The sequence below is a fragment of the Streptomyces sp. NPDC046759 genome, from assembly GCF_040645475.1.
GTDB lineage: Bacteria > Actinomycetota > Actinomycetes > Streptomycetales > Streptomycetaceae > Streptomyces.
Genome location: NZ_JBEYYJ010000017.1, coordinates 134,742 through 159,611, shown reverse-complemented (window position 1 = coordinate 159,611; position 24,870 = coordinate 134,742). Strand labels below are relative to the sequence as shown.

The 24,870-nt window shown below is 74.2% G+C and carries 16 protein-coding genes; 7 read left to right on the top strand and 9 right to left on the bottom strand.

The features are described 5' to 3' along the window. Positions 1-39 precede the first annotated feature (39 nt). The 3 genes from ABZ919_RS23405 to ccrA all read left to right on the top strand — a co-directional run bounded on the left by ABZ919_RS23405 (position 40) and on the right by ccrA (position 13,037). Positions 40-7,848, top strand: a complete 7,809-nt coding sequence (locus ABZ919_RS23405; protein ID WP_361250984.1) for an amino acid adenylation domain-containing protein — start codon at positions 40-42, stop codon at positions 7,846-7,848. Then, entirely contained in the window at positions 7,841-11,728 is a 3,888-nt protein-coding gene (locus ABZ919_RS23400) for a beta-ketoacyl synthase N-terminal-like domain-containing protein (RefSeq protein WP_361250981.1), read from the top strand. Before ABZ919_RS23405 ends, ABZ919_RS23400 begins: the two co-directional genes overlap by 8 nt. Before the next feature lie 61 nt (positions 11,729-11,789). Then, complete coding sequence (ccrA, locus tag ABZ919_RS23395; RefSeq protein ID WP_361251059.1) at positions 11,790-13,037, top strand: crotonyl-CoA carboxylase/reductase; 1,248 nt, start codon at positions 11,790-11,792, stop codon at positions 13,035-13,037. 50 nt (positions 13,038-13,087) lie between these two features. On the opposite strand, the gene ABZ919_RS23390 is transcribed toward ccrA, so the two are convergent. After that, positions 13,088-13,744: a ScbR family autoregulator-binding transcription factor gene (locus ABZ919_RS23390; protein WP_361250980.1), complete on the bottom strand. Its 657-nt coding sequence runs from the start codon at positions 13,742-13,744 to the stop codon at positions 13,088-13,090. Positions 13,745-13,882: 138 nt separating this feature from the next. Between ABZ919_RS23390 and ABZ919_RS23385 the strand changes: the two genes are divergently transcribed. Beyond that, a complete protein-coding gene (locus ABZ919_RS23385; RefSeq protein WP_361250978.1) occupies positions 13,883-14,995 on the top strand; it encodes a ScbA/BarX family gamma-butyrolactone biosynthesis protein in 1,113 nt (370 codons plus the stop codon). Here the strand turns inward: ABZ919_RS23385 and ABZ919_RS23380 are convergent. Beyond that, positions 14,965-15,567 carry a helix-turn-helix domain-containing protein gene (locus tag ABZ919_RS23380; protein ID WP_361250975.1) on the bottom strand — a complete coding sequence of 201 codons (603 nt, stop codon included), beginning with the start codon at positions 15,565-15,567 and terminating at the stop codon, positions 14,965-14,967. The genes ABZ919_RS23385 and ABZ919_RS23380 overlap by 31 nt on opposite strands. A 107-nt stretch (positions 15,568-15,674) precedes the next feature. Between ABZ919_RS23380 and ABZ919_RS23375 the strand changes: the two genes are divergently transcribed. Next, positions 15,675-16,808, top strand: coding sequence for an acyl-CoA dehydrogenase family protein (locus ABZ919_RS23375; protein ID WP_361250973.1), 1,134 nt, complete (start codon positions 15,675-15,677; stop codon positions 16,806-16,808). On the opposite strand, the gene ABZ919_RS23370 is transcribed toward ABZ919_RS23375, so the two are convergent. The 7 genes from ABZ919_RS23370 to ABZ919_RS23340 all read right to left on the bottom strand — a co-directional run bounded on the left by ABZ919_RS23370 (position 16,742) and on the right by ABZ919_RS23340 (position 22,866). Next, positions 16,742-17,215: a MerR family transcriptional regulator gene (locus ABZ919_RS23370; protein WP_361250970.1), complete on the bottom strand. Its 474-nt coding sequence runs from the start codon at positions 17,213-17,215 to the stop codon at positions 16,742-16,744. The genes ABZ919_RS23375 and ABZ919_RS23370 overlap by 67 nt on opposite strands. Positions 17,216-17,229: 14 nt before the next feature. Next, a complete protein-coding gene (locus ABZ919_RS23365) occupies positions 17,230-17,433 on the bottom strand; it encodes an acyl-CoA carboxylase subunit epsilon (RefSeq protein WP_361250967.1) in 204 nt (67 codons plus the stop codon). Further along, complete coding sequence (locus ABZ919_RS23360; RefSeq protein ID WP_361250965.1) at positions 17,430-19,022, bottom strand: acyl-CoA carboxylase subunit beta; 1,593 nt, start codon at positions 19,020-19,022, stop codon at positions 17,430-17,432. The genes ABZ919_RS23365 and ABZ919_RS23360 overlap by 4 nt, the downstream gene beginning before the upstream one ends. A gap of 185 nt (positions 19,023-19,207) precedes the next feature. Next, positions 19,208-20,641 carry an MFS transporter gene (locus ABZ919_RS23355; RefSeq protein WP_361250964.1) on the bottom strand — a complete coding sequence of 478 codons (1,434 nt, stop codon included), beginning with the start codon at positions 20,639-20,641 and terminating at the stop codon, positions 19,208-19,210. 59 nt (positions 20,642-20,700) lie between these two features. Then, on the bottom strand, positions 20,701-20,931 hold the full coding sequence (locus tag ABZ919_RS23350) for a tautomerase family protein (protein ID WP_361250961.1): 231 nt from the start codon (positions 20,929-20,931) through the stop codon (positions 20,701-20,703). A 296-nt stretch (positions 20,932-21,227) separates the two neighbouring features. Next, entirely contained in the window at positions 21,228-22,016 is a 789-nt protein-coding gene (locus ABZ919_RS23345) for an SDR family oxidoreductase (protein WP_361250959.1), read from the bottom strand. A gap of 247 nt (positions 22,017-22,263) precedes the next feature. After that, positions 22,264-22,866, bottom strand: a complete 603-nt coding sequence (locus ABZ919_RS23340; RefSeq protein WP_361250957.1) for a TetR family transcriptional regulator — start codon at positions 22,864-22,866, stop codon at positions 22,264-22,266. A 237-nt stretch (positions 22,867-23,103) separates the two neighbouring features. Between ABZ919_RS23340 and ABZ919_RS23335 the strand changes: the two genes are divergently transcribed. Further along, positions 23,104-23,922 (top strand): AfsA-related hotdog domain-containing protein, encoded by an 819-nt coding sequence (locus ABZ919_RS23335; protein WP_361250954.1) that lies wholly within the window; start codon positions 23,104-23,106, stop codon positions 23,920-23,922. Between the two features lie 213 nt (positions 23,923-24,135). Next, entirely contained in the window at positions 24,136-24,771 is a 636-nt protein-coding gene (locus ABZ919_RS23330) for a hypothetical protein (protein ID WP_361250952.1), read from the top strand. The last annotated feature ends 99 nt before the right edge of the window (positions 24,772-24,870 follow it).

Genomic DNA, 24,870 nt, shown 5'->3' with positions numbered 1-24,870 from the left:
CGGCTCGGTTGGCGACCGCCTTTCGGAAGGACTCTCGGCGTGCACGACGTGATGGATGCTCTGCGGGACCGGTTCCGCCGCGCGGAGGGAACACTCTCCGACGCGGAGCTGATGGGTGCGGTGGCCGTGGCCGTGTGCCGGCGGGCCGGGATCCGGCAGGTGGAACTCGACGGTGCGGGACTGCTCAGGGTGACACCCGGGACGACGTTCCGGGAGGTCACCGAGCAGGTGCGGGAACTCGGCGTCGGGCTCGGGATCGTGACGGACGCGGACATCGACCTCGAGTTCGACCCCTGTCTCGGTCCGGACCGGCTCGCCCTCCTCGTCGAACGCCTCACCGCGCACCCCGACGAGCCCGTGGAGCACGTCGACCTCGCCCGGCCCGAGGAGCTGGAGCAGCTGCGCGCCTGGAACGACACCGCCCGTGCCCTCCCCGCCACCACCCTGGCGCTGCTCGCCGGGGAACAGGCCGCCCGCACCCCCGACGCCGAGGCGGTACGGGACGAGCACGGTGCCCTGTCCTTCGCGCGCGTCGAGCAGGAGGCGAACCGGCTGGCCCGGCTGCTCGTGGCCCGGGGCGCCGGGCGGGGGCGGACCGTGGCCGTGGCGCTGCGCCGGTCGGCACGGCTGCCCGTGGCCCTGCTCGCCGTCCTCAAGTCGGGTGCGGCGTACGTGCCGTTGGACCTCGGCCACCCGGCCGGACGGCTCGCCGCCGTGCTGGAGGACACACGGCCCGCCGTGGTCGTCGCGGAGTCCGGCGGCGGCAGCGACGACCCCGGGCTGCTCAGCGGCGCCTGGGAGGCCGCCGGTCTCGACGGCCATCTCCCGCTGCTCGACCTCACCGGCTCCGCCACGCGCGCCGCCCTGTCCGCCCTGTCCGCGCTCCCGGACACCGGCCTCACCCCCGCCGACCTCCCCCAGGGCCCGGCGCTGCCCGCGGATCCCGCCTACGTCATCCACACCTCCGGCACCACCGGCCGCCCGAAGGGCGTCGTCGTGTCGCACGCCGCGATCTGCAACCGGCTGCTGTGGATGCGGGACGCGTACCGCGCCGACGGGCACGAGCGCGTCCTGCACAAGACGCCGGTCGGGTTCGACGTGTCCGTCTGGGAGCTGTTCCTGCCGCTGATCAGCGGGGCGGTGATGGTGGTGGCACCCGACGGCGCGCACCGGGATCCCGGACGGCTGGCGGCGCTGGTGCGGCGCGAGCGCGTCACGCTCGCCCACTTCGTGCCGTCGATGCTGCGGGTCTGCCTGGAGGACCCGGAGCCGTGGCGCGGCACCCGGCTGCGCCGGATCGTGTGCAGCGGGGAGGCGCTGCCCGCCGGACTGGCCGCGCGCGCGGTCGCGGTGACCGGCGCCGAGGTGCACAACCTGTACGGCCCCACCGAGGCCGCCGTCGACGTCACGGCCTGGGTGTTCACGCCCGAGACGACCACCACGCCGACCGTGCCCATCGGCCGGCCCGTGTGGAACACGCGGACCCATGTGCTGGACGACGCGCTGCGTCCCGTGCCGCCGGGCGCCGTCGGCGAGTTGTACCTGGCCGGCGACCAGCTCGCCCTCGGGTATCTGGGGCGGCCGGAGCTGACGGCGCAGCGGTTCGTCGAGGATCCGTTCGGCGCGCCGGGCGAGCGGATGTACCGCACCGGTGACCTCGTACGCCATCTGCCGGGCGGCGAGCTGGAGTTCCTCGGCCGGGCCGACCAGCAGATCAAGCTGAACGGGGTGCGGATCGAGCCCGCCGGCATCGAGGCCGCGCTCACCTCCCGCCCCGGTGTGCGGGCCGCCGCCGTGCTGCTGCGCGAGGACCGGCCGGGGCATCCCGTCCTCACCGCGTACGTCGTCCCGGAGCGGGACGGGGCGGGCGGGCCGGAGGAGTGGCGGGCGCATCTGGCGGGCCTGCTGCCGGAGGGCCAGGTGCCGGGCGCGTTCGTCACGCTGGACCGGCTGCCCGTCACCGTCCACGGCAAGCTCGACCGCGCGGCCCTCCCCGCCCCCCTCGCCGCCGCGCCCGGCACCGGCCGGGAGCCCGGCAGCCCTGCCGAACGCGCGCTGTGCGAACTGTTCGCACGTGTCCTCGGCCTGGACCGGGTCGGCCCCGACGACGACTTCCTGGCGCTCGGCGGGCACTCGCTGACCGCGGTCCGCCTCACCGCCCTCGCCCGTACCGTCCTCGGGGTCGAACTCTCCGTCCGCGAGGTGTACGAGAACCCCACCCCGGCCGCGCTCGCCCGGCGCGCCGGTGCCGCCCCGGCCGCCCGGCCACCGCTGACCGCCCGGCCGCGGCCCGCCCGGGTGCCGCTGTCGGCGGCCCAGACGAGCCTGTGGTTCCTGGACCGCATGGGCAGCGGGGCGACGTACAACATGCCGCTCGTGCTGCGGCCCGTCCGGCCGGTCGACGTGGACGCGCTGCGGGCGGCCCTGGCCGACCTCGCCGACCGGCACGAGGTGCTGCGCACCCGGCTGGTGGCCGGGGCCGACGGGCGGCCGTACCAGGAGATCGGGGACGTGGGCTCCGTTCGGCCCGCGCTGAGCGTCCTCGACTGCCCGGAGGAGGAGGTCGAGGCGCAGCTCGCGGCCGCCGCGCACCACCGCTTCGACCTCGGGCGCGACGTGCCCCTGTGGGGAGCGGCCGTCGGCGGGAGGGCCGTCGTCCTCGTGCTGCACCACGTCGCCGGTGACGGCTGGTCCCTGCTGCCGCTGGCCCGGGACCTCGGGCAGGCGTACGCGGCCCGGACGGCGGGGCGGGCCCCGAACTGGGCGCCGCTGCCCGTGCAGTACGCCGACTACGCGCTCTGGCACCGGGAGCTGACCCGGGACGGCGGCGAGCCGGCGCAGCGGCAGCTGGCGTTCTGGCGGACCACGCTCGACGGGCTGCCCGGCGAACTCCCGCTCCCCGTCGACCGGCCCCGCGGCGCCGGTGTGCACACCGGCGCGGGCCAGGTCGCCGTGTCCGTCGGCGCGGACCTGCACGGCGCGCTGCGAGCGGTCGCCGAACAGGGCGTGACCAGTCTGTTCATGGTGCTGCACGCGGCGCTCGCGGCGCTGCTCACCCGCTGGGGCGCGGGCACCGACATCCCCGTCGGCACCCCGGTCGCCGGGCGCACGGACAGCGCGCTCGACGGGCTGATCGGGCACTTCGCGAACACCCTCGTGCTGCGCGCCGACACCTCCGGCGACCCGGCGTTCCGGGAGCTGCTCGCCCGGGTCAGGGAGGCGGACCTGGCCGCCTACGACCACCAGGACGTGCCCTTCGACCGGGTCGTCGAGGAACTCAACCCCGAGCGGGTGCCCGGACGGCATCCACTGTTCCAGGTGATGTTCGCCCTGCAGAACAACGCCGACGCCGAGCTGCAGCTCGGCGGGGAGACACTGCGGGTGCAGCCGTGGGCGACCGCCACGGCCAAGTTCGACCTGTTCCTGGACGCGGTGGAGCGGCACACGGCCGACGGTGCGCCCGACGGGCTCGACTTCCGCTTCGACTACGACGCCGCGCTGTTCGACGCCGGGACCGTCCGGGCCCTGGGGGACGCCTGGTGCGCGCTGCTGGCCGCCGTGGCCGCCGCGCCCGGCGCACGGGTCAGTGCGCTGCCCGCGCCCTCCCGGCCCGAACCCGCCGACAGGCACGAGGCGTCGGCGGCCTTCGTGCGGACGCTGGACGGCGTCCGGGACGCCGCCGCCGTGGCCGGTCCCGACGGACGTCCGGTCGTGCTCGCCGTACCGGAGCGTGCGGGCGCGATCGGCGCGGCGGCCGAGGCGCTGCGCACCGCTTACGGTGCCACCGGCGCCCCGCGTGCCGTCGCCGTCTCCGGGCTGCCCCGCACTCCCGACGGCGCCCTCGACCACTCGGCCCTGACCGGCCTGCCGCTCGTCGACGAGGTGCTGGCCGAGCGATGGGCGGCCGAACTGGCGGCGCTGCCGGGCGTGCTGAGCGTGGACGTGGGCATCGAGCCGCACGCCCCCGAGCGCGAGCCGCTGCGCTTCGCCCGCCGGCCGCCGGCCCCCGAGGCGGCCGGCACCGCACCCGATCCCACGGCTCCACCCTCCCTCAGTGAGGGCCCGCGCCTGCCCGAGCCGGAGGTCAGCACCCTGCCGGAGGCCCTGCGGCGCGCCGCGCAGGCCGGGCCCCAGGGCGGGATCGTGCACGTCCGGGCCGACGGCAGCGAGGTGCACCGCGGGTACGCCGGACTGTACGCCGAGGCCACCCGGGTGCTCGGCGGGCTGCGCGCCCGGGGACTCGCGCCCGGCGACCGCGTGCTGCTCCAGTGCGACGACAACGAGGACTTCCTCGCCGCGCTGTGGGGCTGTCTGCTCGGCGGCTTCACCGTCGTGCCGCTGACCGTGCCGCCGTCGTACGCCACCCCGTCGGCGGCCCGCGCCAAGCTGGTCTCGGTCCACGGCATGCTGGACCGCCCCTGGGTGATCGCCTCCGGCCGGCATCTGGACGCCCTGGCCGCGCTCCTGGCCGCCGACGGCGCCCCGGCGCCCCGCCTGGCGTCGGCGCACGCGCTGCGCGCGGCCGCACCGGACACCGAGGTCCACCCGTCCCGCCCCGGCGACATCGCGCTGTTGCTGCTGACCTCCGGCAGCACGGGCCTGCCCAAGGCGGTGCGGCTGAGCCACCACAACATCCTCACCCGTTCGGCGGCCACCACCGCGGTCAACTCCCTCACTCCAGGCGACATTTCGCTGAACTGGATCCCGCTGGACCATGTCACCGGGGTGGTCATGTTCCACCTGCGCGACGTCTACGTCGGCTGCCGCCAGGTGCACGCGCCGACCGCCTGGGTGCTCGCCGACCCGCTGCGCTGGCTCGACCTCGCCGACCGGCACCGCGCCACCGTCACCTGGGCGCCGAACTTCGCCTTCGGGCTGGTCGCCGAGCATGCGCACCGGATGGCGGGGCGGACCTGGGACCTGTCGGCGCTGCGGTTCATCACCAACGCCGGCGAGGTCGTGGTCGCCGCCACCGCGCGCCGCTTCCTGCGGCTGCTGGCCCCGCACGGTCTGCCGCGGAGCGCGATGCACCCCGGCTGGGGCATGTCCGAGACGTCGTCCGTGGTCACCGACGCCGAACTGGCCGCCGAGCCCGTGCCCGACGAGGGTCCCGTGGTCAGCTGCGGTCTGCCCTATCCCGGCTTCGCGATGCGCGTGGTCGACGAGGACGGGCGGATCGTGCCCGAGGGCACCCAGGGACGGCTCCAGGTCCGCGGCACCTCGGTGACCGACGGCTACCACGACAACCCGGCGGTGAACGCCGAGGCCTTCGGTCCCGAGGGCTGGTTCGAGACCGGCGACCTGGCCCGTCTGCTCGCCGGCGAGCTGTATCTGACCGGCCGTGCCAAGGACGTCATCATCATCAACGGCGTCAACCACCACAGCCACGAGATCGAGGCCGTGGCCGAGGAACTCCCCTTCGTGGAGCGTTCGTTCACCGCCGCCTGCGCGGTGCGCACCGATCCGGCGGCGACCACCGACTCCCTCGCCCTCTTCGTCTGCCTGGCCCCCGGCACGGACGAGGCCACCGCGCTGCGCGAGCTGCGCGGCAAGGTCACCCGGGAGACCGGCGTCGCGCCGTCCTACGTGCTCCCCGTGGCCGCCGGGGACATCCCCAAGACGGAGATCGGCAAGATCCAGCGGACCCTGCTGCGCCGCCGCTTCGAGGCGGGCGAGTACGACGCCGTCGTCCGCCGCGTGGAGGGGCTGCCGGGCGGGGCGCCGGCCGTGCCGGACTGGCTGCTGAAGCCGGTCTGGCGGCCGTGCGAGCGGTCCGGCGCAAACGTGCCGGCGGGCAGCGCTCTGGTCGTCGCCGGCCGCGGGGCCGGGGCCGGTGCGCGGCTCGCCGGACTGTGGCGGGACGCGGGCGGCATCTGCACCGTCGTGGAGTGGGGCGCCGGGTTCGAGCGGCGCTCGGCAGCCGCGTACCGGGTGCGGCCCGACGCCGTCGAGGACTGGACGGCGCTGCTGGAACGGCTCGCGGCGGACGGCCGTACGCCCTCGGTGGTGGTGCACCTGGCGCCGTACGCCTGCCCCGAGGACGTCCCGTTCGAGGACGCGCAGACCGACGGCGCCGAGAGCCTGCTGATGCTGGCGAAAGCCCTGGCCGTGCGGGCGGATCCGGTCGCCGTGCACCTGGTGACCGCGCGCGCCTGGGCGGCCGCGGACGCCGACCGGCCCGCCTTCGCCCACTCCCCGGCGGGCGCCCTCCTCAAGAGCCTGCGGGACGAGCTGCCGTGGCTGCGCGGCCGGCACCTCGACCTGTCCGGACCCGACGACCTCCCGGCGCTGGTGCGCGAACTCCTCGGCGACGGCACCGACCCCGAGGTCGCCCTGCGCGCCGGACGCCGCCTGGTGCGGCGGCTCGCGCCGGTCACCGGGCCGCTGCCGCCCGTACCGGACCGGCTGCCCGGCACCCCGGGCGGATTCCACGTCGTCAGCGGCGGACTCGGCGCTCTGGCCGGCGAGGTCGGGGCGCACCTGCTGGCCGTGCCCGGCACCCGCCTGCTGCTCCTGGGCCGCACTCCGCTGCCCGAGGAGGCCGGGTGGGACGCGCACCTCGACGAGGACTCCCCCCTGGGCCGGCGCCTGGCCACCTACCGGCGGCTGCGCGAGCTGGGCCCGGTGCGCCACGCGTGCGTCGACGTCACCGACGAGGCGCAGCTGCACGACGCCGTCGAGCGGGCGGAGCGCGACTGGGACGCTCCCCTCGCCGGGGTCTTCCACCTGGCCGGCGGCTTCGACCAGCGGCCCGCGCTGGAGTACGACCTCGCCGGGTGGCGGGCGGCGCTCGCCGCCAAGGGGACCGGCGCCCTCGCGCTGGCACGGCTCGCGGCCGGGCGTCCGGGGGCGTCCTTCGTGGCCTTCTCCTCCGTCAACGGCACCTTCGGCGGGGCGTTCAGCGCCGCGTACTCGGCCGGCAACGCCTTCCTCGACGCGCTCGCCGTGCACCAGCGCCGGGTGGCGGGCGCGGATGCACGCAGCCTCGCCTGGAGCCGCTGGGACGGACTGGGCATGAGCCGCGGTCTCGGGCTCGCGGCGCTGACCGCGGCGCGCGGCTACCGGGCCGTCGGCGTCCCGGACGGGCTGCGCAGCCTGGACGCGGCGCTCGCCCTGGCCGAGCCGCACCTGCTGATCGGGGCCGACCGCGACGCGGTGTGGGTCGGCAGCCACGTCGACGACACTCCCCGGCCGCTGCACCGGCTCACCGCCCGTGTCACCCTCGCCGAGGGCACCGACCTGGGCGCCCTGCACCACGGCGCCGCGCGGGCCGCGGGGCGGGCCGGCGCGGGCGGGGCCTGGGTGCTGCGGGCGGGCGGGGGCGGGGCTGCGTCACCCGCGTCCGGCGGCGAGGGGAAGGCGTCGTCCGCGCCGGACGCCCCGGCCACGCCGGCGCCGGGACCGGCCCGGACGCGGCGGACGGACCCCGGCGAGGCACGGCTGAGGGAGCTGGAGGACCGGCTCGCCGCCATCTGGCGCGAGGTCCTCGGCGGCGCGGCGGTCGGTCCCCTGGACAGTTTCTTCGACCTCGGCGGCACCTCGTTGCTGCTGATCCAGGTGCAGGCCCTGACCGCGCAGCGGCTGGGACACGAGCTCACCGTCGTCGACCTCTTCGACCACCCCACCGTACGGACCCTGGCCGCCCACCTCGCCGCCCGCGGCACACCACCGGACGGCCCGGCGCCGGACGGCACCGACCCCGACGCCGGCACCGGCACCGGCACCGGCCCGGACGGCACCGCCGCGTCCCACGCCCTGCGCCGGGCCCGGGACCGGGCCGCCCTGCGCCGCGCCGCCCGGCCCGCCCGCCGTCCCCTGGACACCGAAGGGACCCTCCGCCATGTCTGATCAGCACCGAGCCGCCACCGAAGCCGACCCCGACGCCTCCTTCGACATCGCCGTCGTGGGGCTGGCCGGCCGGTTCCCCGGAGCCGGGAGCGCCGAGGAGTTCTGGCGGCTGCTCGCCGAGGGCCGGGAAGGGATCCGTGACATCACGGAGGAGGAGTTCCTCGCCGCGGGCGGCGCCCCGGCCGACCTCGACGACCCCGCACTGGTCCGCAGGGTCGCCGCGCCCGACGGCATCGACCTGTTCGACGCCGCCTTCTTCGCATACAGCCCGGCCGACGCCGAACTCCTCGACCCACAGCAGCGGTTGCTGCTCGAATGCGCCTACCACGCCCTGGAGGACGCGGGATGCGCCGTGCTGCCCGACGGGCAGGTCGTGGGCGTGTACGCGGGCGCGGACGACAGCCAGTACTACCCCGGGCACATCCATCCGCGGTTCGCGGGCGTGCCGTACTCGATGGCGCAGACGCACGCGGCGATCGCCAACTCCCTGGGCGCGGTCGCCACCCGGATCTCCTACGAACTCGGGCTGACCGGACCCAGTCTGAGCGTGCAGACCACGTGTTCCACCGGGCTGGTCGCCGTGCACACCGCCTGCCAGGAGCTGCTCGGCTTCAAGTGCGACATCGCGCTGGCCGCCGCCGCGAGCGTGAACCCGGCGGGCCCGCTCGGCTACCGGCACGTGCCCGACGGGCCGTTCGCGCCGGACGGCCGCATCCGGGCCTTCGACGCGAACGCCCGGGGCACGGTGTCCGGCAGCGGTGCCGGCGTGGTCGTCCTCAAGCGGCTGGAGGACGCGCTGGCCGCGGGTGACCGGATCCGGGCCGTGGTGAAGGGCACGGCGGTCAACAACGACGGCCGCCGCAAGATGGGCTTCACCGCACCCAGCGCCGAGGGCCAGACCGAGGTGATCCTGGACGCGCAGGCGGCGGCGGGGGTGACGGCCGACTCCATCGGATACGTGGAGGCGCACGGCACGGGCACCCGCATCGGCGATCCCATCGAGGTCACCGCGCTGACCCGGGCGTTCCGGGAGACCACCGGGCTGCGGCAGTACTGCGCGCTGGGCTCCGTGAAGACCAACATCGGGCATCTGGGCGCCGCCGCGGGCATCGCCGGCTTCATCAAGACGGTGCTCGCCCTGGAACACCGGGCCATCCCGCCCAGCCTGCACTTCGAAGCGCCCAACCCGCTCATCGACTTCGCGTCGAGCCCCTTCCGGGTGCCGACCCGGCTCGAACCCTGGGACAGCCCCGGGGACCGGCCGCGCCGCGCGGCGGTGAGCGCCTTCGGGGTGGGCGGCACGAACGCCCACGCCGTCCTGGAGGAGGCGCCTTGGCCGACGGACCGCCCGGCCCCGACGGCCTTCGCGCATCCGGCCGCCACCCCGGCCACCGGTCCGGCCATCACCCCCGCCCCGGATCCGGCCGCCACCCCCGATCCCCCTCCGGCCACCGGCCCGGCCCCCGCCTCCGCCCGCCCCCGTGTCCTGCCCCTCTCCGCCCGCACCCCCGGCGCCCTCGACCGCTTCCGGGCGGACCTCGGTGTGCAGCTCGCCGGTCATCCCGGTGTCTGCACCGCCGAGGTCGCCCACAGCCTGTGCACGGCGCGGCCGGCGATGCCGTACCGCGGTTTCGTGGTCGCCGGGGAGCGGGAGGACGCCGTACGGGCACTCGCCGCTGCCGCCCCGGCCGCCGACCACGCGCCGCCCGGACGGGTGCCGCCGGTCGCCTTCCTGCTGCCCGGCGGTGGTACGCAGTACGTCGGGATGGGCGCCGGCCTCTACCGGGAGCTGCCCGTCTACCGCGACGCCGTCGACGCCTGCGCCCGCATCCTGCGCCCGCACATCGGCCACGACCTGCGCACCGACCTGTACGAGGACACCGACCCGAACAGCCCGGAGGCCTTCCTGGCGCTGGTCACCACGCAGTACGCGCTGGCCACCGCCCTCGGCGAGTACGGTGTGCGGCCCGCCGCGTTCATCGGGCACTCGCTCGGCGAGTACACCGCCGCGTGCCTGGCCGGAGTGCTGACGCTGGAGGAGATGCTGCCGCTGATCGCCCTGCGGGTGCGGCTGATCAGCGCGTCCGGGGGTGCCACCACGGCCGTGGCGCTCGGGGAGGCCGAGCTGCGGGAGCGCCTCGGCGACGCGGACCGGCTGTCCCTGGCCGCCGTCAACGGGCCCGCCGCCTGTACGGTCGCCGGCCCCGAGGACGCCGTGGCGGCGCTGGAGGCGTCCCTCGCCGCCGACGGCGTCACCTTCCGGCGCCTGCGCCTGCCCGCCGCCGCGCACTCCACGGTGCTCGACCCTGTCCTGCCCGCCTTCGCGGACGCCCTGGACGGGGTCACCTTCCGCGCGCCGCACACCCCGTACGTCACCAACGTCACCGGCACCTGGATCACCGACGAGCAGGTGACCGACCCCGCGCACTGGCTCGCCCACACCCGGGGCACGGTCCGCTTCGCCGACGGCATCGGCGCCCTGTGGCAGCGCGACGCCCCCCTGCTGCTGGAGGTCGGGCCCGGCCGGGTGCTCACCGCGCTCGCCGAGTCGGTGCTGGCCGACGCCGCCCCGCGCACGGTGCCCACCCTGCGCCACGCCGGTGCCGAGCAGCCCGACACCCCGCTGTTCGCACAGACGCTTGGCCGCCTGTGGAGCGCGGGCGTGCAGGTGGACCTGCCCCGCTGGAACGGACCGTCCGCCACGGGCCGGGGCGCGCCCCTGCCGCCGTATCCCTTCGAACGGCACCGGCACTGGATCCCCGCCCCGGGCCCCTTGGCCGCCCCCGCCCCGCGGGAGCCGGCCGCGGCCCCGGCCACCGGCCCCGCCGAGCCGGTGCGGCGCCCGGGCCGCTCCCCGCGTCCGCACCTCGGCACCCCCCGCGTCGCCCCGCGCACCGAACGGGAACGGGACGTGACGGCGTACTGGGAAGAGGCACTCGGGATCGACGGCATCGGGATCGAGGACAATTTCTTCGACCTCGGCGGCGACTCGATGCGCGCGGTGCTGCTCGCCACCCGGCTGCGCACGGCCGGCGTCCTGGACGTGCCCGTCACCCGGCTGCTGGCCACCCCCACCATCGCCGGCCTGCTGGCCGACGTGGCCGAGGACGCCTTCGCCCCGCTGCTGACGCTGCGCGCCGGCACCGGCCGCCGCCCGCTGTTCTGCGTGCACCCCAGCATCGGCACGGCCTGGTGCTACACCGCGCTGCTGCCCCGGCTGGGCGCGGACCAGCCGGTGTACGGGCTGCAGGGGGACGGCCTCGACGGGCGGCTGCCGGCCGCTGCCGACGCCCGGCGGATGGTCGCCGGCTACCTCGACCGGGTGCGCTCGGTGCAGCCCGAGGGGCCGTACCGGCTGCTCGGCGGGTCGTACGGCGGCATGGTCGTGCACGCCATGGCCACCGAACTGCGGCGCGCGGGCCAGGAGGTGGAGCTGCTGGCGATGATGGACTCGCCGCTGCCCGGCCAACTGGCCGCGCTGCCGGTGCCGGGCCCGGAGCAGGCCGGGCGGCAGGTCGCGGCGATTCTGCGGGGCGACGGCTCCGGGGTGCCGGTGACCGACACGGACGTACGGGCCATGGGCCGCGTCTTCGCCAACAACCTGCGCGTCGCGCCCGGCTTCGAACTCGGCCGCTTCGACGGCGACCTGCTCTTCTTCACCGCCGGCGGCCCGGGCACCGTCCCGGAGGGCCTTCCCCTGCCGGCCGGCGACCGTCCGCTCGCCGAGCAGTGGCGGCAGCACGTCTCGGGAACGGTGGACGACCACCGGCTCCCCTGCGGCCACTACGAGATGACCCGCCCCGAGCACATCGCCCGGGTCGGCGACGTCCTCGCCGGGACACTCGCGGCCCTCGACGCGCGCGTGCCCGTGACCGCGTGAAACTCCTGAAGGGAAGCACGACATGACCATGACGACGCTTGATCTGAAGGCCCCTCAGGACATGAACGGCCTGAAGGACCTGTACGAGCTCCACGAGACACCGCCGTTCGGCGAGATCCCCCGGCTGATGTACGCGTCCGTGATCCGGCCCGAGCGCTACGGCCGCCCCGCCGACGCGTTCCGCACCGAGGTGGTCGGGACGCCGCGCCCGGGACGCGGCCAGGTGCTGATCCGGATGATGGCCGCCGGCGTCAACTACAACAACGTGTGGGCCGCCCTCGGCCGTCCGGTGGACGTGATCGCGGCACGGCAGCGGCGCGGCGAGGGCGAGGACTTCCACATCGGCGGCTCCGACGGCGCGGGTGTGGTGTGGGCGGTCGGCGAGGGCGTCCGCACGGTGCGGCCCGGTGACGAGGTCGTGCTGATGGGCAGCCGGTGGGACGAGCAGGCGGAGGACATCCGGCTCGGCGCCGACCCGGCGACCTCGTCCTCGCAGACGGTGTGGGGGTACGAGGACAACTTCGGCTCCTTCGCGCAGTTCGCGGTCGCGGAGGAGTACATGTGCCACCCCAGGCCGAAGCGGCTGTCGTGGGCGGCGGCCTCCAGCTACATGGTGACCGCGGCCACCGCCTACCGGCAGCTGTTCGGCTGGGCGCCGCACACCGTGCGGCCGGGCGACCGGGTGCTGATCTGGGGCGGGGCAGGAGGGCTGGGCTGCATGGCGATCCAGCTGGTGCGCTGGGCGGGCGGGACTCCGGTGGCGGTGGTCTCCGGCGAGGAGCGCGGTGCCGAGTGTCTGCGCCTGGGCGCGAAGGGCTGGATCGACCGGCGGGAGTTCACTCACTGGGGCCGGCTGCCGCACACCGACGACCAGGAGGCCATGGCCCGCTGGCTGGCGGGCGCCCGCGCCTTCGGCCGCCGCTTCTGGGAGGTCCTGGGCGAACGCCGGGCACCGCGTCTCGTCCTGGAACACTCGGGCGCCGACACGATCCCGACCTCGATGTACGTCTGCGACAACGCCGGCATGGTCGTCATCTGCGGCGGCAGCACCGGATACAACGGTGACGTGGACCTCCGCTTCCTCTGGATGCGCCAGAAGCGGCTGCAGGGCTCCCACGCGGCCAACGCCCGCCAGGCCCGTGAGGTCACGGAACTCATGGCCCGCGGCGTTCTCGACCCCTGCCTCTCCCGTGTCTTCCCCTTCTCCGCCACGGGCGAGGCGCACCAGCTCATGCACGACAACGCCCATCCCCCGGGCAACCTGGCGGTGCTGATCGGCGCGCGGACGAAGGAGGAGGGGGCGGAATAGCGTGTACCGGCCGGCCGTCCTGCCCGCATCCGGCGGACGGCCGGAACACCTCAGCCCTTCTCCGCCACCGGCAGCACGGCCGTCAGGATCTCCTGGACGCGGTCCGCGATGTCCTTGCGGTCGTTGAGGACCCAGGAGATGTGCTGGGCGCCGAAGAAGGCCGAGACGAGGACGCGGGCGGTGGACTCCGGGGACGTGAGCGCCGGGAGCTGGGCCTGCTGCCGGGCCTGGCGGAGCCACACCGTGAGGGACTCGGTGTAGCCGAGGTACGGCATCGGCATCTCGGCCCCGATCAGGGAACGCTCGATCTGCAGCCGGGCGCCGGCCTGGACCATCGTGTCGTCGCGGAAGGCGACGGCGGTCCGCACCAGCAGCTCCGCCACCGCCTCCAGCGGAGGCAGCCCGGCCTCCTCCACCTCCTGCCCGATGACCCCGAGCAGGTGGTAGAACTCCTCGGCCACCGCCTGGGCGAGCGCCTCCTTGTTGGCGAAGTGGAAGTACACCGCCCCCTTGGTCACGCCGGCCAGCTCGGCGACGTCCTGCACGGTCACCGCGGGGAAGCCCTTCGTGGCGAAGGCCTCGGCCGCCGCGTCGAGCACCTGGCCGCGGGTACGCACGGCCCGTTCCTGCTTCAGCCCCGTGTCCCGGTGGCGGGGAGCGGTGGCCCGTTCGGGCCGGGACCTGGGAGCACTGCGTTCCGCGGCCATGGCGTCCATCCCTTGCTGAGACTCTGGTTCTCGCTTGAAATATACCTTCGGGAATGTATTGTAAGTGGCGGCTCGATGAGCTCAAGCGTCGTGCCGGTGTTGCTGTCTGCGTGAATACATTCACTGGGGGTTCAGACCATGCATCAGCCTGTCGCCACACCCGTCGCCACATCCCTCGACCCGGGCTCCACCCGCGTCGAGACGTGCCGCCCGCGGCACCTCGCCCCGGCTCCGGCGGCGGTCGCGCGTCCCGGTCACCGGCAACTCAGCTACCTCCACGCGGTCCCGCGGCACATGGTGCACCGCGCGGCGATCGCCGAGGTCTTCCTCACCGACGCCGTCCGTACCGGCGAGCACAGCTTCCTGGTCGCCGCGCAGTGGCCGCGCGACCACGCCCTCTACTCCCCCGGCAGCGACGGCACCAGCGACCCGCTGCTGTTCATGGAGACGATCCGGCAGGCTCTGGTCTACCTCGCGCACACCTACCACGACGTGCCCCTCGGTCACCGCTTCATAGGCTTCGGCTCCGAGTTCGAGATAACCGACCCGGCCGCCCTGCACATCGGCGGCGAACCCGTCCCGGTGGTCCTGGAAGCGCAGTGGATCTGGGTCGGCAGCCGTCCGCCACACCGTTACGGCATGCGCCTGGAGGTCGTCCTCACGGTGGGCGGGCGGCCCTGCGGCCGCGGCGCGCTGCACGTCGTCGCCGTGGACGACAAGCGGTACGCGATGCTGCGCGGCCGGGGGGCCAAGCCGCGCGGTGTCGCCGCGACCGGCCCCGAGCCGCGCCCGCTGCAGCGGGCGCATCCGGCGGCCGTGGGCAGGCTGCGCGCCAAGGACTGCGTGCTGGTGCGCGAACGCGCCGACGCACCCTGGCAGTTGCTCATCGACGTGGAGCACCCGATCTTCTTCGACCACCCCAGCGACCATGTGCCGCTGATGGTCACCCTGGAGGGCTTCCGCCAGCTCGGCCACCTGCTGCTGCACCCCGGCGACACGCCCCCGGACGCCGGACACACCCTGCTCGGCATGGAGGTCGACTGCCTGGCCTTCGGCGAACTGGACACGCCCATCGACCTGGTGGTGCACGAGCGCGATTCCGGTTCCGGCACGACCCGCCTGACGCTGGACGCCGTCCAGGGCGGCGTGCGGCTCGCCAGCTGCCGGTCCCGCTGGGGAGCCGCCGGCCCGGCCGCGGGCGCCGCGCACCAAACCGCCGCTCACCGCGCCGCCGTTCCCCGGACCGCCTGAGTCCCCTCCCCCACCGCGTCCCACAGCTCGCGCACGCGCTCGGCCAGCCCGCGCCGCTCCAGATCGGGCGCCGTACAGTAGGCGCCCACCAGGATCACCGTGGCGAGGTCGGCCAGGGCCGCGGTCGCCGTCGTCTCCTCCAACGCCCGGCCCGCCTCCGCGCCGTCCACCATCTCGGTGGCCAGCGCGCGCAGATCCGCCAGGATCTTCGGCGGTTCGGGCCCCACGGGCGCCTCGTCCAGCACCAGCCGCAACGCCGCGTTGAACCGCACGTCGGACTCGACGCGTTCGGCCAGCGCGCAGCACAGCGCGCGCAGCCGCTCGCGCACCGGGAGGTCCGTGGCCGCGTACCGGGCGAGGATCTCGTCCACCACCTCCTCGAGGTGTTCGGTCAGCGCGCGGGCCAGGTGCTCCTTGGAGGCGAAGTGGCCGTACAGGGCGCCCTTGGTCAGTCCGGTGCGGGCCGCCACGTGCTGGAGGTTGGCGCGGGGGTAACCGTGCCGGACGAACTCGGCCGCGGCGGCGTCGAGGACCAGTTCATGGGTGCGCAGCGAGCGCGCCTGCTTCGCCATCGTGCGTCCCTTCGATCGTGCGAGAGGTGGCGGGCGGCCGGGACCCTCAAATAATACCTTCTTGAACGCACTTTTTTGGTGCGGGATTCCGACAAGGAGCAGACAGCATGCCCTCCAACAGTGCTCTGGGCACGGTCGCCGACCACGCCCCGTCCGCCGACCGGGACCGCCGGCTGGCCCAGGAGGTCGTGGCCGAACTGACCTCCGCCGGTCTGCCCCGGCATTTCGTCCCGCGCCGATGGGGCGGCGCCGAGGGCCGATTCGCGCCCCTGCTCGCCGAGGTGGCGGCGGTGGGCGAGGCCTGCACCGCGGCCGCGTGGGTCGGAATGCTCTGGGCCGCGCACGCGCGCTATGCGGCGCTGCTGCCCGAGGAGGGGCAGCGGGAACTGTGGGGCGGCTCGCCCGACGTGCGGATCTCGGCCGCGCTGATGCCGCCCAGCGGGTCGGCCCGGCCGGCCGACGGCGGCTGGCGGGTGACGGGGTCCTGGGGGTGCGTCAGCGGGATCGACAGCGCCGAGTGGGTGCTGGTGGCCGCGCCGGAGCCGGCCGAGGACGGCGGACGGGTGCGCGTGTTCGCCGTGCCGGCCGAGGCCGTGGAGGCGGCCGACACCTGGGACGCCACCGGACTGCGCGGCACGGGCAGTCACACCGCCGTGGTGCGGGACGCCTTCGTCCCGCACCACCGCTCGTTCTCGCAGGCCGAGTTGATGCGCGGCGGCGACGCACCGGGCCTGGCCCGCTGCCACACCGTCCCGGCCCAGCTGGCCGGCGGCCTGCTGTTCTGCGCCCCGGCGCTGGGCGCGGCCCGCCGGGCCCTTGCCGTGTGGTCGCAGTGGGCTTCGGGGAAGGCACCCGGCAGCGGGCGCCCGCACCGCGACAGCGCGGCGGTGCGCGAGACGCTCGCGGTGGCCTCGGCACACATCGACGCGGCCGGACTGCTGCTGGAGCGGGCCGCCCACCGCGCCGACACGGCACCGGTCAACTCGGCCCTCGTCACCGGCAACCAGCGGGACGCCGCCGTGGCCGCCGGGCTGCTCGCCGACGCGGTGGACCGGCTCTTCCGCACCGGCGGCGCCCACGTCCGCGAGGGCGGCGGCGAACTGAACCGGCTGTGGCGCGACGTCCACACGGTCGCCTCGCACGGCGTGCTGCGACTGGAACCGGTGGCCGCCGCCTACGCCTCGGCCGTGCTCGGCGCCGACGCCCCGGCCCGCACCAGCGCCGCCTCCCGCTCCAGATAGAAACCGATCTTCCAGTCGAGGTAGCGCAGCGTGGAGTCGAACTCCCTGGACCGGGCACGCAGCACCTCCCGGTGCGCCTCGAGGAGTTCGCGGCGGGCGGCGATCGTCGAGTCGCCCGCCCGGTACAGCTCGACGTAGTGGTTCATGTCGGCCGGGAGCATCCCGGTGCTGCGCAGGTGGTTGAGGAACTCGAGCCAGCGCAGGTGGACCGGGCTGTAGGCGCGGCCGCCGTACGGGTCCTCCTGGGCGCCCTCGATCAGCCCCTGGTCCTCGTACCAGCGCAGCGTCTCGGCGTCGAGGCCGCTGATCCGGACCACCTCCTCCAGGGAGTAGGTCTCGGCGTGGCTGGTGACATAGGCGGTGGGACGGTTGTCGTGGGTGGCGTGGGTGGCCTGGGTCGTGGCCATGGTGATCCTCCGGGTCAGTGGCGCCAGGACGTGGCGGCGCGGTGCGTGGTCAGGGCGGGGCGGTGCCAGGTGGGTCGGGTCCGGGCGGGCGCGGGCTCCTCCGCGGCAGGCGTCCGCCGGGCCAGTTCCAGCAGTACGGCGGTGGCCGCGGCCAGTTCCTCCGGGGTGGGAGCGCCGCGCAGCACCCGCAGGACGGGACCGTCGGTGTCGTCGCTCATACCGGCTGGTTCCCGTGCTTGCGGGACGGCAGGTCACGGTGCTTTGCACGGAGCATGGCCAGCGAGCGGACCAGCACCGCCCGGGTGTCGCGCGGGTCGATCACGTCGTCGACGAGGCCGCGCTCTGCCGCGTAGTAGGGGTGCATCAGCTCGGACCGGTACTCCGCGATGCGCCGGGCCCGGACCGCCTCGGGGTCGTCGGCCGCGGCGATCTCCCGGCGGAAGACGACGTTCGCCGCACCCTCGGCACCCATCACGGCGATCTCGTTGGTGGGCCAGGCCAGCGCCAGGTCGGCACCGATGGAGCGGGAGTCCATGACGATGTAGGCGCCGCCGTACGCCTTGCGCAGCACCAGGGAGATCCGGGGCACCGTCGCGTTGCAGTACGCGTACAGCAGCTTCGCGCCGTGCCGGATGATGCCGGCGTGCTCCTGGCCGACGCCGGGCAGGAACCCCGGCACGTCGACGAGCGTCACCAGCGGGACGTTGAAGGCGTCGCAGAACTGCACGAACCGCGCGCCCTTCTCGGACGCGGCGATGTCCAGCACCCCGGCCGTCGTCGCGGGCTGGTTGGCGACCACGCCGACGACATGACCGTCCAGCCGGGCCAGCGCGCACACCAGGTTGGCCGCCCAGGTGGGCTGCACCTCGAAGTACTCTCCGTCGTCGGCGATCTCCCCGATCACCCGGTGCATGTCGTACGCCTGGCCGGGCTCGGCCGGCACCAGGTCGAGCAGGGCCTCGCAGCGCCGCTCCGGATCGTCCGACGGCACCTCGTACGGCGGCAGTTCGCGGTTGTTGGACGGCAGCAGCGACAGCAGGTGGCGTACGTCCTCCAGACAGCTCGCCTCGTCGTCGTAGGCCGCGGCGGCCACCCCGGAGACCGAGGCGTGCACGTCGGCACCGCCGAGCCCGTCGTGGTCCACCTGCTCGCCAGTCACCGCCTGCACCACGTCCGGGCCGGTGATGAACATCTGCGAGATGCCGCGCACCATGAAGACGAAGTCGGTCAGGGCGGGCGAGTAGGCGGCGCCGCCCGCGCACGGCCCGAGCATCACGCTGATCTGCGGCAGCACACCGGAGGCCGCCACGTTCCGGGTGAAGATGCCGCCGTAGCCGGCGAGGGCCGAGACGCCCTCCTGGATCCGGGCGCCCGCCCCGTCGTTCAGGCTGACCAGCGGTGCCCCGGCGGCCAGCGCCAGGTCCATCACCTTGTGGATCTTGGCGGCGTGCGCCTCGCCGAGGGCGCCGCCGAAGATGCGGAAGTCATGGGCGTAGACGAAGACGGTGCGGCCGTCGACGGTGCCCCAGCCGGTGACCACGCCGTCCGTGTACGGCCGCCTGGCCTCCAGTCCGAAGCCGGTGGCACGGTGCCGGCGCAGCGGCTCGATCTCGGTGAACGAGCCGGCGTCCAGCAGGAGTTCGATGCGCTCGCGGGCGGTCAGCCTGCCGCGCGCGTGCTGCTGGGCGCTCGCGCCGGGGGCGGGGCCCTCGTGCGCGAGCTCCCGTATCAGCTCGAGTTCGGCGAGCCGGGAGCGGGTTGTCCGGGGCGGGGGATGTGGGACGGCGCGTTCCTCCATGACGGTCATGCGTCCATCATGGGCTACTTAAATTCCTTCGTGAAGGTATTTTAATCTCACTTTACCTGAGCGGTCCGGGCACGCGAAGGCCCCGGTCCCGGGAACGATCCCGGGCCGGGGCCTTCGTACGGTGGCCGAGCGGTCGGCGAGGGGAGGATGCACCGCCCGGCCGTCCAGGGGCGCGTCGGACGCCCCTAGGCCTTGTCACCGGCCTTCTTGGTGAGCCGGGGCAGCAGCAGGGCCGTGGCCGCGGCCGTCGTCAGCAGCATCGCCACCCCGATCACGAAGCTGGTGTCGAAGCCCCGCTGGAAGTGCGAGGTGTCCGCGATCAGCGCGCCGAAGGCCGCCACCGCGATGCAACTGCCCACCTGGCGGAAGGTGTTGAGCACCGCGGCCGCCGTGCCCGCCCGCTCGCCGTCGATGTTCTCCAGGATCGCCGCCGTCAGCGACGGCACCGCGAACCCGCCGCCCAGGCCGATCGGGACCAGCAGCAGCACCGGGATCAGGTACGAGGTGTGGGAGGTGACCGTGAGCATCAGCAGCGAACCGGCGGTCATGACCAGCTGGCCGATGGTCATCGGCACCCAGGCGCCCTTGCGTGCGGCCAACTTGACGCCCGCCATGTTCACGATGGAGATCAGCGCGCACATCGGGATGAACATCGCGCCGGTGCTGACCGGAGAGGCCCCGCGCACCTGCTGGAAGTACATGCCGAGCAGGAAGATGGCGCCGTAGAAGACCGCGTTGATGGTGAAGCCGGCGGCCAGGCAGACCAGCACCGTACGGGACTTGAAGATGCTCAGCGGCACCATCGGGTGCTCGCGCCGCGACTGCGTCACCACGAACACCGTCGTGGCCACGACCGCCAGCGCCAGCGTGCCCAGCACGTCGATGCTGCCCCAGCCCGCGCGGCCGCCCTCGATCACCGCGTAGGTCAGACCGGCCAGGGACGCCACGACCGACAGCTGTCCGAGGAGGTCGACCGGGGCCGCACGGCGGGGCGAGGGGGTGATGCGGGTCAGCATGGCGAGACCGAGCGCGCCCACCGGAAGGTTCAGGTAGAACACCGCCCGCCAGCTCAGCCCACTGGTGAGCATGCCGCCGACCACCGGGCCGACGGCGACCGCGACGGAACCGGCGGCCGTCCAGATCGCGATGGCCCGGGCCCGCTTGCCCGGGTCGGAGTAGGTCTGCCGGATCAGCGCGAGCGAGGCCGGCACCATCAGCGCGGCCGCCCCGCCCTGCACCATGCGGGCACCGATCAGCGTGCCCAGATTGGGCGCGATGCCGCAGGCCAGGGAGGCCACGGTGAAGGCGGCGAGGCCCCAGGCGTAGGCCCGGGTGGCGCCGATCCGGTCCGAGAAGGTGCCGGCCGACAGCATGAAGGCCGCGAACATCAGGGTGTAGCCGTCGACGATCCACTGCAGGTCGGCCATCGAGCCGCGCAGGCTGTGGGAGATGGCCGGCAGGGCCACGTTGACGACCGAGCCGTCGAGGGAGATGACGAAGAAGGCGAGTAGGGCTGCCGCGAGGACGGTGGTGGGGGAGCTGCGCCGCGGGGTGGACGGATCGCCGGCCGGTACGACCGGGCGCCGGTCGGTCCGCGCGGACCGGGTCAGAATGGCCATGGGAACTCTCCTTGGAAGCGGCCGAGTTGGTGGGGGGACGGGCGGGATGCGGAGCGCGGTCAGGCGTCGGCCGGCGCGGCGCGGCGGCGGCTGAGTTCGGCGAACTCGGGGTTCGTGCCGAGCACTCCGCCCTCGCCCCAGCGGTTCTGCGGGATCTCCTGGATGTAGACAGTGATCTTGTCGAGGGGCGCGCCGATGACGCGGTGCACCGTGGCGGTCAGCTCCTCGATCAGCTCCTGGCACTTCTCGTCGGTCTGGTTCGGCCAGGTGGTCATGGAGAGGATGGGCATGACGAAGCTCCTTCGGGCGGGAGGGCGGGAGGGCGTTCGGAGTGCGCGGGCGGGAGGGCGTTCGGAGTGCGCGGGGTACGGGGCTTGCGTGACGTACGGGCTGCGCGGCGCACAGGGGGCTTGCGTGGCGCACGGACTGCGCGGCACACGGGCTGCGCGCCACACCGGGGGGGTGCACGGCGCACGGATTTGCGCGGGGCTACGGCGTACGGCGCTCACGGACACAGAGGCGCACGGGCGCCGGGATCCGCGCCGGGGTGGTCTGCGGCGCGTGAGCCAAGGGCGCGGGACGGGGCCTAGAGGCCGGCCGAGGCACCGCCGTCGAGAGTGATCGCGGCACCCGCGACATGGCGGGCGGCGGGTGAGAGCAGGAAGGCGGCGAGCCGGGCGACATCGGCCGGGGCCGCGAGCGTGCCGAGCGGGGTCTGGGCGGCGACCTGGGCGCTGACCTCCTCGCCGGTGGCGCCGGTGCGGTCGCCGATCGCCTTGGCGATCTCGTCCCACAGCGGGGTGCGCACGGCACCGGGGTCGAGCACGTTGACCCGGACGCCACGGCGGCCGAGGTCCTTGGAGACGGACTTGGCGAAGGCGGCGAGAGCGGCGTTGACCGCGCTGTTCACCGGGAAGAGCGGGTCGGGGTCCTTGCGGAAGACCCCGCTGACCAGCACCACCGAGCCGCCGCCGGCCTCGGCCAGCGGACCGGACAGTGCCCGGGTGAGCCGGACCGCGCCCATCAGCTTGCCGTTGAAGGTGGTCTGCCACATCTCGTCGGTCGTCTCGTCGAGGGGGGCCAGGGGGCCGTCGCCGGCCGTGTGCACCAGCCCGTCGACCCGGCCCAGCTCCATGAGCAGCGCGGCGACGGTGGCGTCGACCGAGGCGCTGGAGTTGATGTCGGTCTCGTAGGTGACCAGCCGGCCGGCGCCGCCGGTGCGGGCGTCCACCTCGGCACGAGTCCGCTCCAGCCGGACGGCGTCACGGCCGAGCAGGGCGACGGTGGCGTCGGAGCGGGCCAGCTCCTCCACCACGGCGGAGCCCATGCCGCCGGTGGCGCCGCTGACGACGATGACGGGGGCGACGGTGTCCACGGTTGCCTCGATTCCCGGGGCAGCGCCCCTGATTGACGATACGTCAGGTCATGTCGAGCGGCTCGGACCGAGCCGCTCCGGCCTGACGATGAAGAAGGTAGCGGGGTTCGGAGGCGCGCGCAACCATCTAGTTGGTTTTCGCCTGGGCGGCTTCCCCGGACGGCAGAAAGGGAGCCCGGGAAAACCCGAACTCCCTTGCAGGTGAAGCCACATGACACCCCTCGGACGGGACCGCGGGGCAGGACTCTCAGACGGACCCCTGCAGCACGTTGTCGATGATCGAGTGCCCGTGCGCCACCACACTGGCCCGCAACAGCGCCCAGCCCGACTCCGTGTCGCCGTCCGGCCCCAGCATCAGCCGGCGCTGCTGCGGCACGATGAACGGCCAGGACGCGATGCCGATCAGGGCGATGAGCACCCGGGCCGCCGCGGTGGGGTCGTCGACACCGAGGGCGAGGCTGAGCGCGGCCGTCTTGTGGACGTAGTACGCCTCACGTTCCTTCTCGTCCGGGATCGCCTTGTCCCGGTAGTGCAGACCCTCCCAGGCCAGCAGCCGCACCAGGTCGGACCGGCGGTGGTAGTCGAAGACCTCACCGACGTAGGAGCGCAGCCCCTCCTCCGTGGTGGGGATGGGGACGGCCTCGGACATGTGGGCGTACACCTTGGCCATCACGGCGGCGAACAGGGCTTCCTTGTTGCCGAAGTAGGCGTAGATGCGCTGCTTGTTGACGCCGGAGCGCTCGGCGATGCGGTCCACGCGCGCACCCGCGAGACCGTGCTCGGAGAACTCCGCCTCGGCGGCCTCCAGAAGCTTGGCGCGGGTCTGCTGTCCCTTGGGTGTCTCAGCCATGGGAGGAGCCTAGTCCACCGTGAAACCAACTGGATAGTTCAGAAAAACCAACTAGATGGTTGCGCTGGGGCTCGGACGTCCTCTACGGTCTTCACATCGGCCCCGCCACCCCGGAAGAACCGAGGCGGAAGAGGCGGCAGGCCCTGTGCGTCCCCGCACGTCAGCTGTTCCTGTTCGACGCTCCTCCCGTTCTGCGGCCACCCCTCGGGCATCGGCCGCCCCACCAAGGAGAAACGCATGTCAGCCACAGCCACTCCCCGGACCCTGCTGCTCGTCGGTGACCGTTTTGTCGGATTCGCCGTTCAGCAGGACGTCCTCACCGTCTCGCAGTTCATCGAGGAAATGCGCCTCGGGGTGTACTCCTGGGACTCCCAGCCGATCCGGGTCCGGGCCGGCCAGGGCGTCACCGTCGACGAGTGGGAACTCGTCCGCGGCGAGGCCCTGCTCCTCGGCCTCGCCGAGCGACTCGACTTCGACTTCCGGGCGCCGGACCTGGCCGGCCGCGGCGAGGCCCACAAGCACCGGAGCTGCAACACCCTCATAGCCGACCTCAGGCGGGACGGCGAGGACCTGTTCTCCGCCACGCTGCGGGTCCACAACGACAATGAGCTGCTCATCGACCACCAGACCGGCGAGCACGTCCAGGGCATGGTCGCCGTCGAGGCCGCCCGGCAGATGTTCCTCGCGGTCAGCGAGCGCTATCACGCCTCCCGCTACCTGGACCGGTCGTACTACTACGTCATCGAGTCGCTCAACACCGACTTCGAGAACTTCCTCTTCCCACTCGACGCCACGATCGTCTACCACACGGTCCGTGCCGAATTGGACAACCCGGACCGGCTCTCCTTCGAGGCGGAGATCTCCCTCCACCAGGCCGGCCGCCGCGCCTCGATCACCACCGTGAGCTACACGGCCTTCGACTCGCCGGTCATCGAGGCCAAGGAGCACCGCAGGGCCCGGTCGGCCGTCGAGCACGCGGTACGCACGGCATCGCCCGCGGCCACGGCGGCGGGGGCCGCGGCCGCCGCCCGGCAGCCGGTGCTGGTCGGCGCCTGAGCCACCGACGTCCGTACGACACCCGACCGCCGCGCCGCGGCGCCCACATCGTCAGGCACACCACCACGACGCGCACCTTCGTCAGGCACACCACCGTCACACGCGCCTTCGGCGCCCGCACCACAGTCACGCGCCACCTCTTGGGCGCCCACACCATCGCCACGCGCACCTTCGTCACGCGAATCCCGAACTCAGACACACAAGGAGACCGTCATGTCCGCTTCCGCCTCCGCCGCCCTGATCACCGCCACCGAACTGTTCGCCAAGCCCGAGCAGATCGACGCCGTCGCCGAGGCCTGGCAGCGTCACAACGACGCGTCCGGCTTCGCGGGCCGCATCCTCTACCGCGGCCTGGAGAGCAACTCCGTGCTGGAGCTGGCCCCGCTGGACGGCTTCGAGCGGATGGAGGAGCTGCGCGCCGACTGGTGGAAGCTGTGGGAGGCCGTCGGCCCGCTCGGCGAGGGTGACTTCCGGCGCCAGTTCCTGCAGTTCGTCGAGGCCCCCAAGCCGGCCGCCGGCGCCTTGCCCGACACCCGGTACGTGCAGATGCGGCACGTCGAGGTCGTGCCGCGCGTCTACCGGCAGTACCGCGCCTGGCGTGAGGAGACCATCTTCGACGTCGTGCGCACCTCGGAGGAGGTCAAGAGCTTCCAGGCCTTCCACTCGCTGGCCAGCACCGAGCCCGGCGTGATGTTCGTGTCCGGCTTCGACGCGGACCCGGCGAAGTACATGGAGGCCTTCACCTCCCCGCGCTACCAGCAGATCGTCCGTGAAGCCGGCGACACCTACATCACCGGAGGCGACAACGGCCTGTACACCCGCATCTACGAGCGCGTCACCGCCGCCTGACCCGCCGCCCACCTCCCCCGGCCGGCCGCGGAGCCCCTGTCACCGAGCAAGGCGTCCCGCGGCCGGCCGTTCGCACACGGCCCCATACGCCCCACGGCC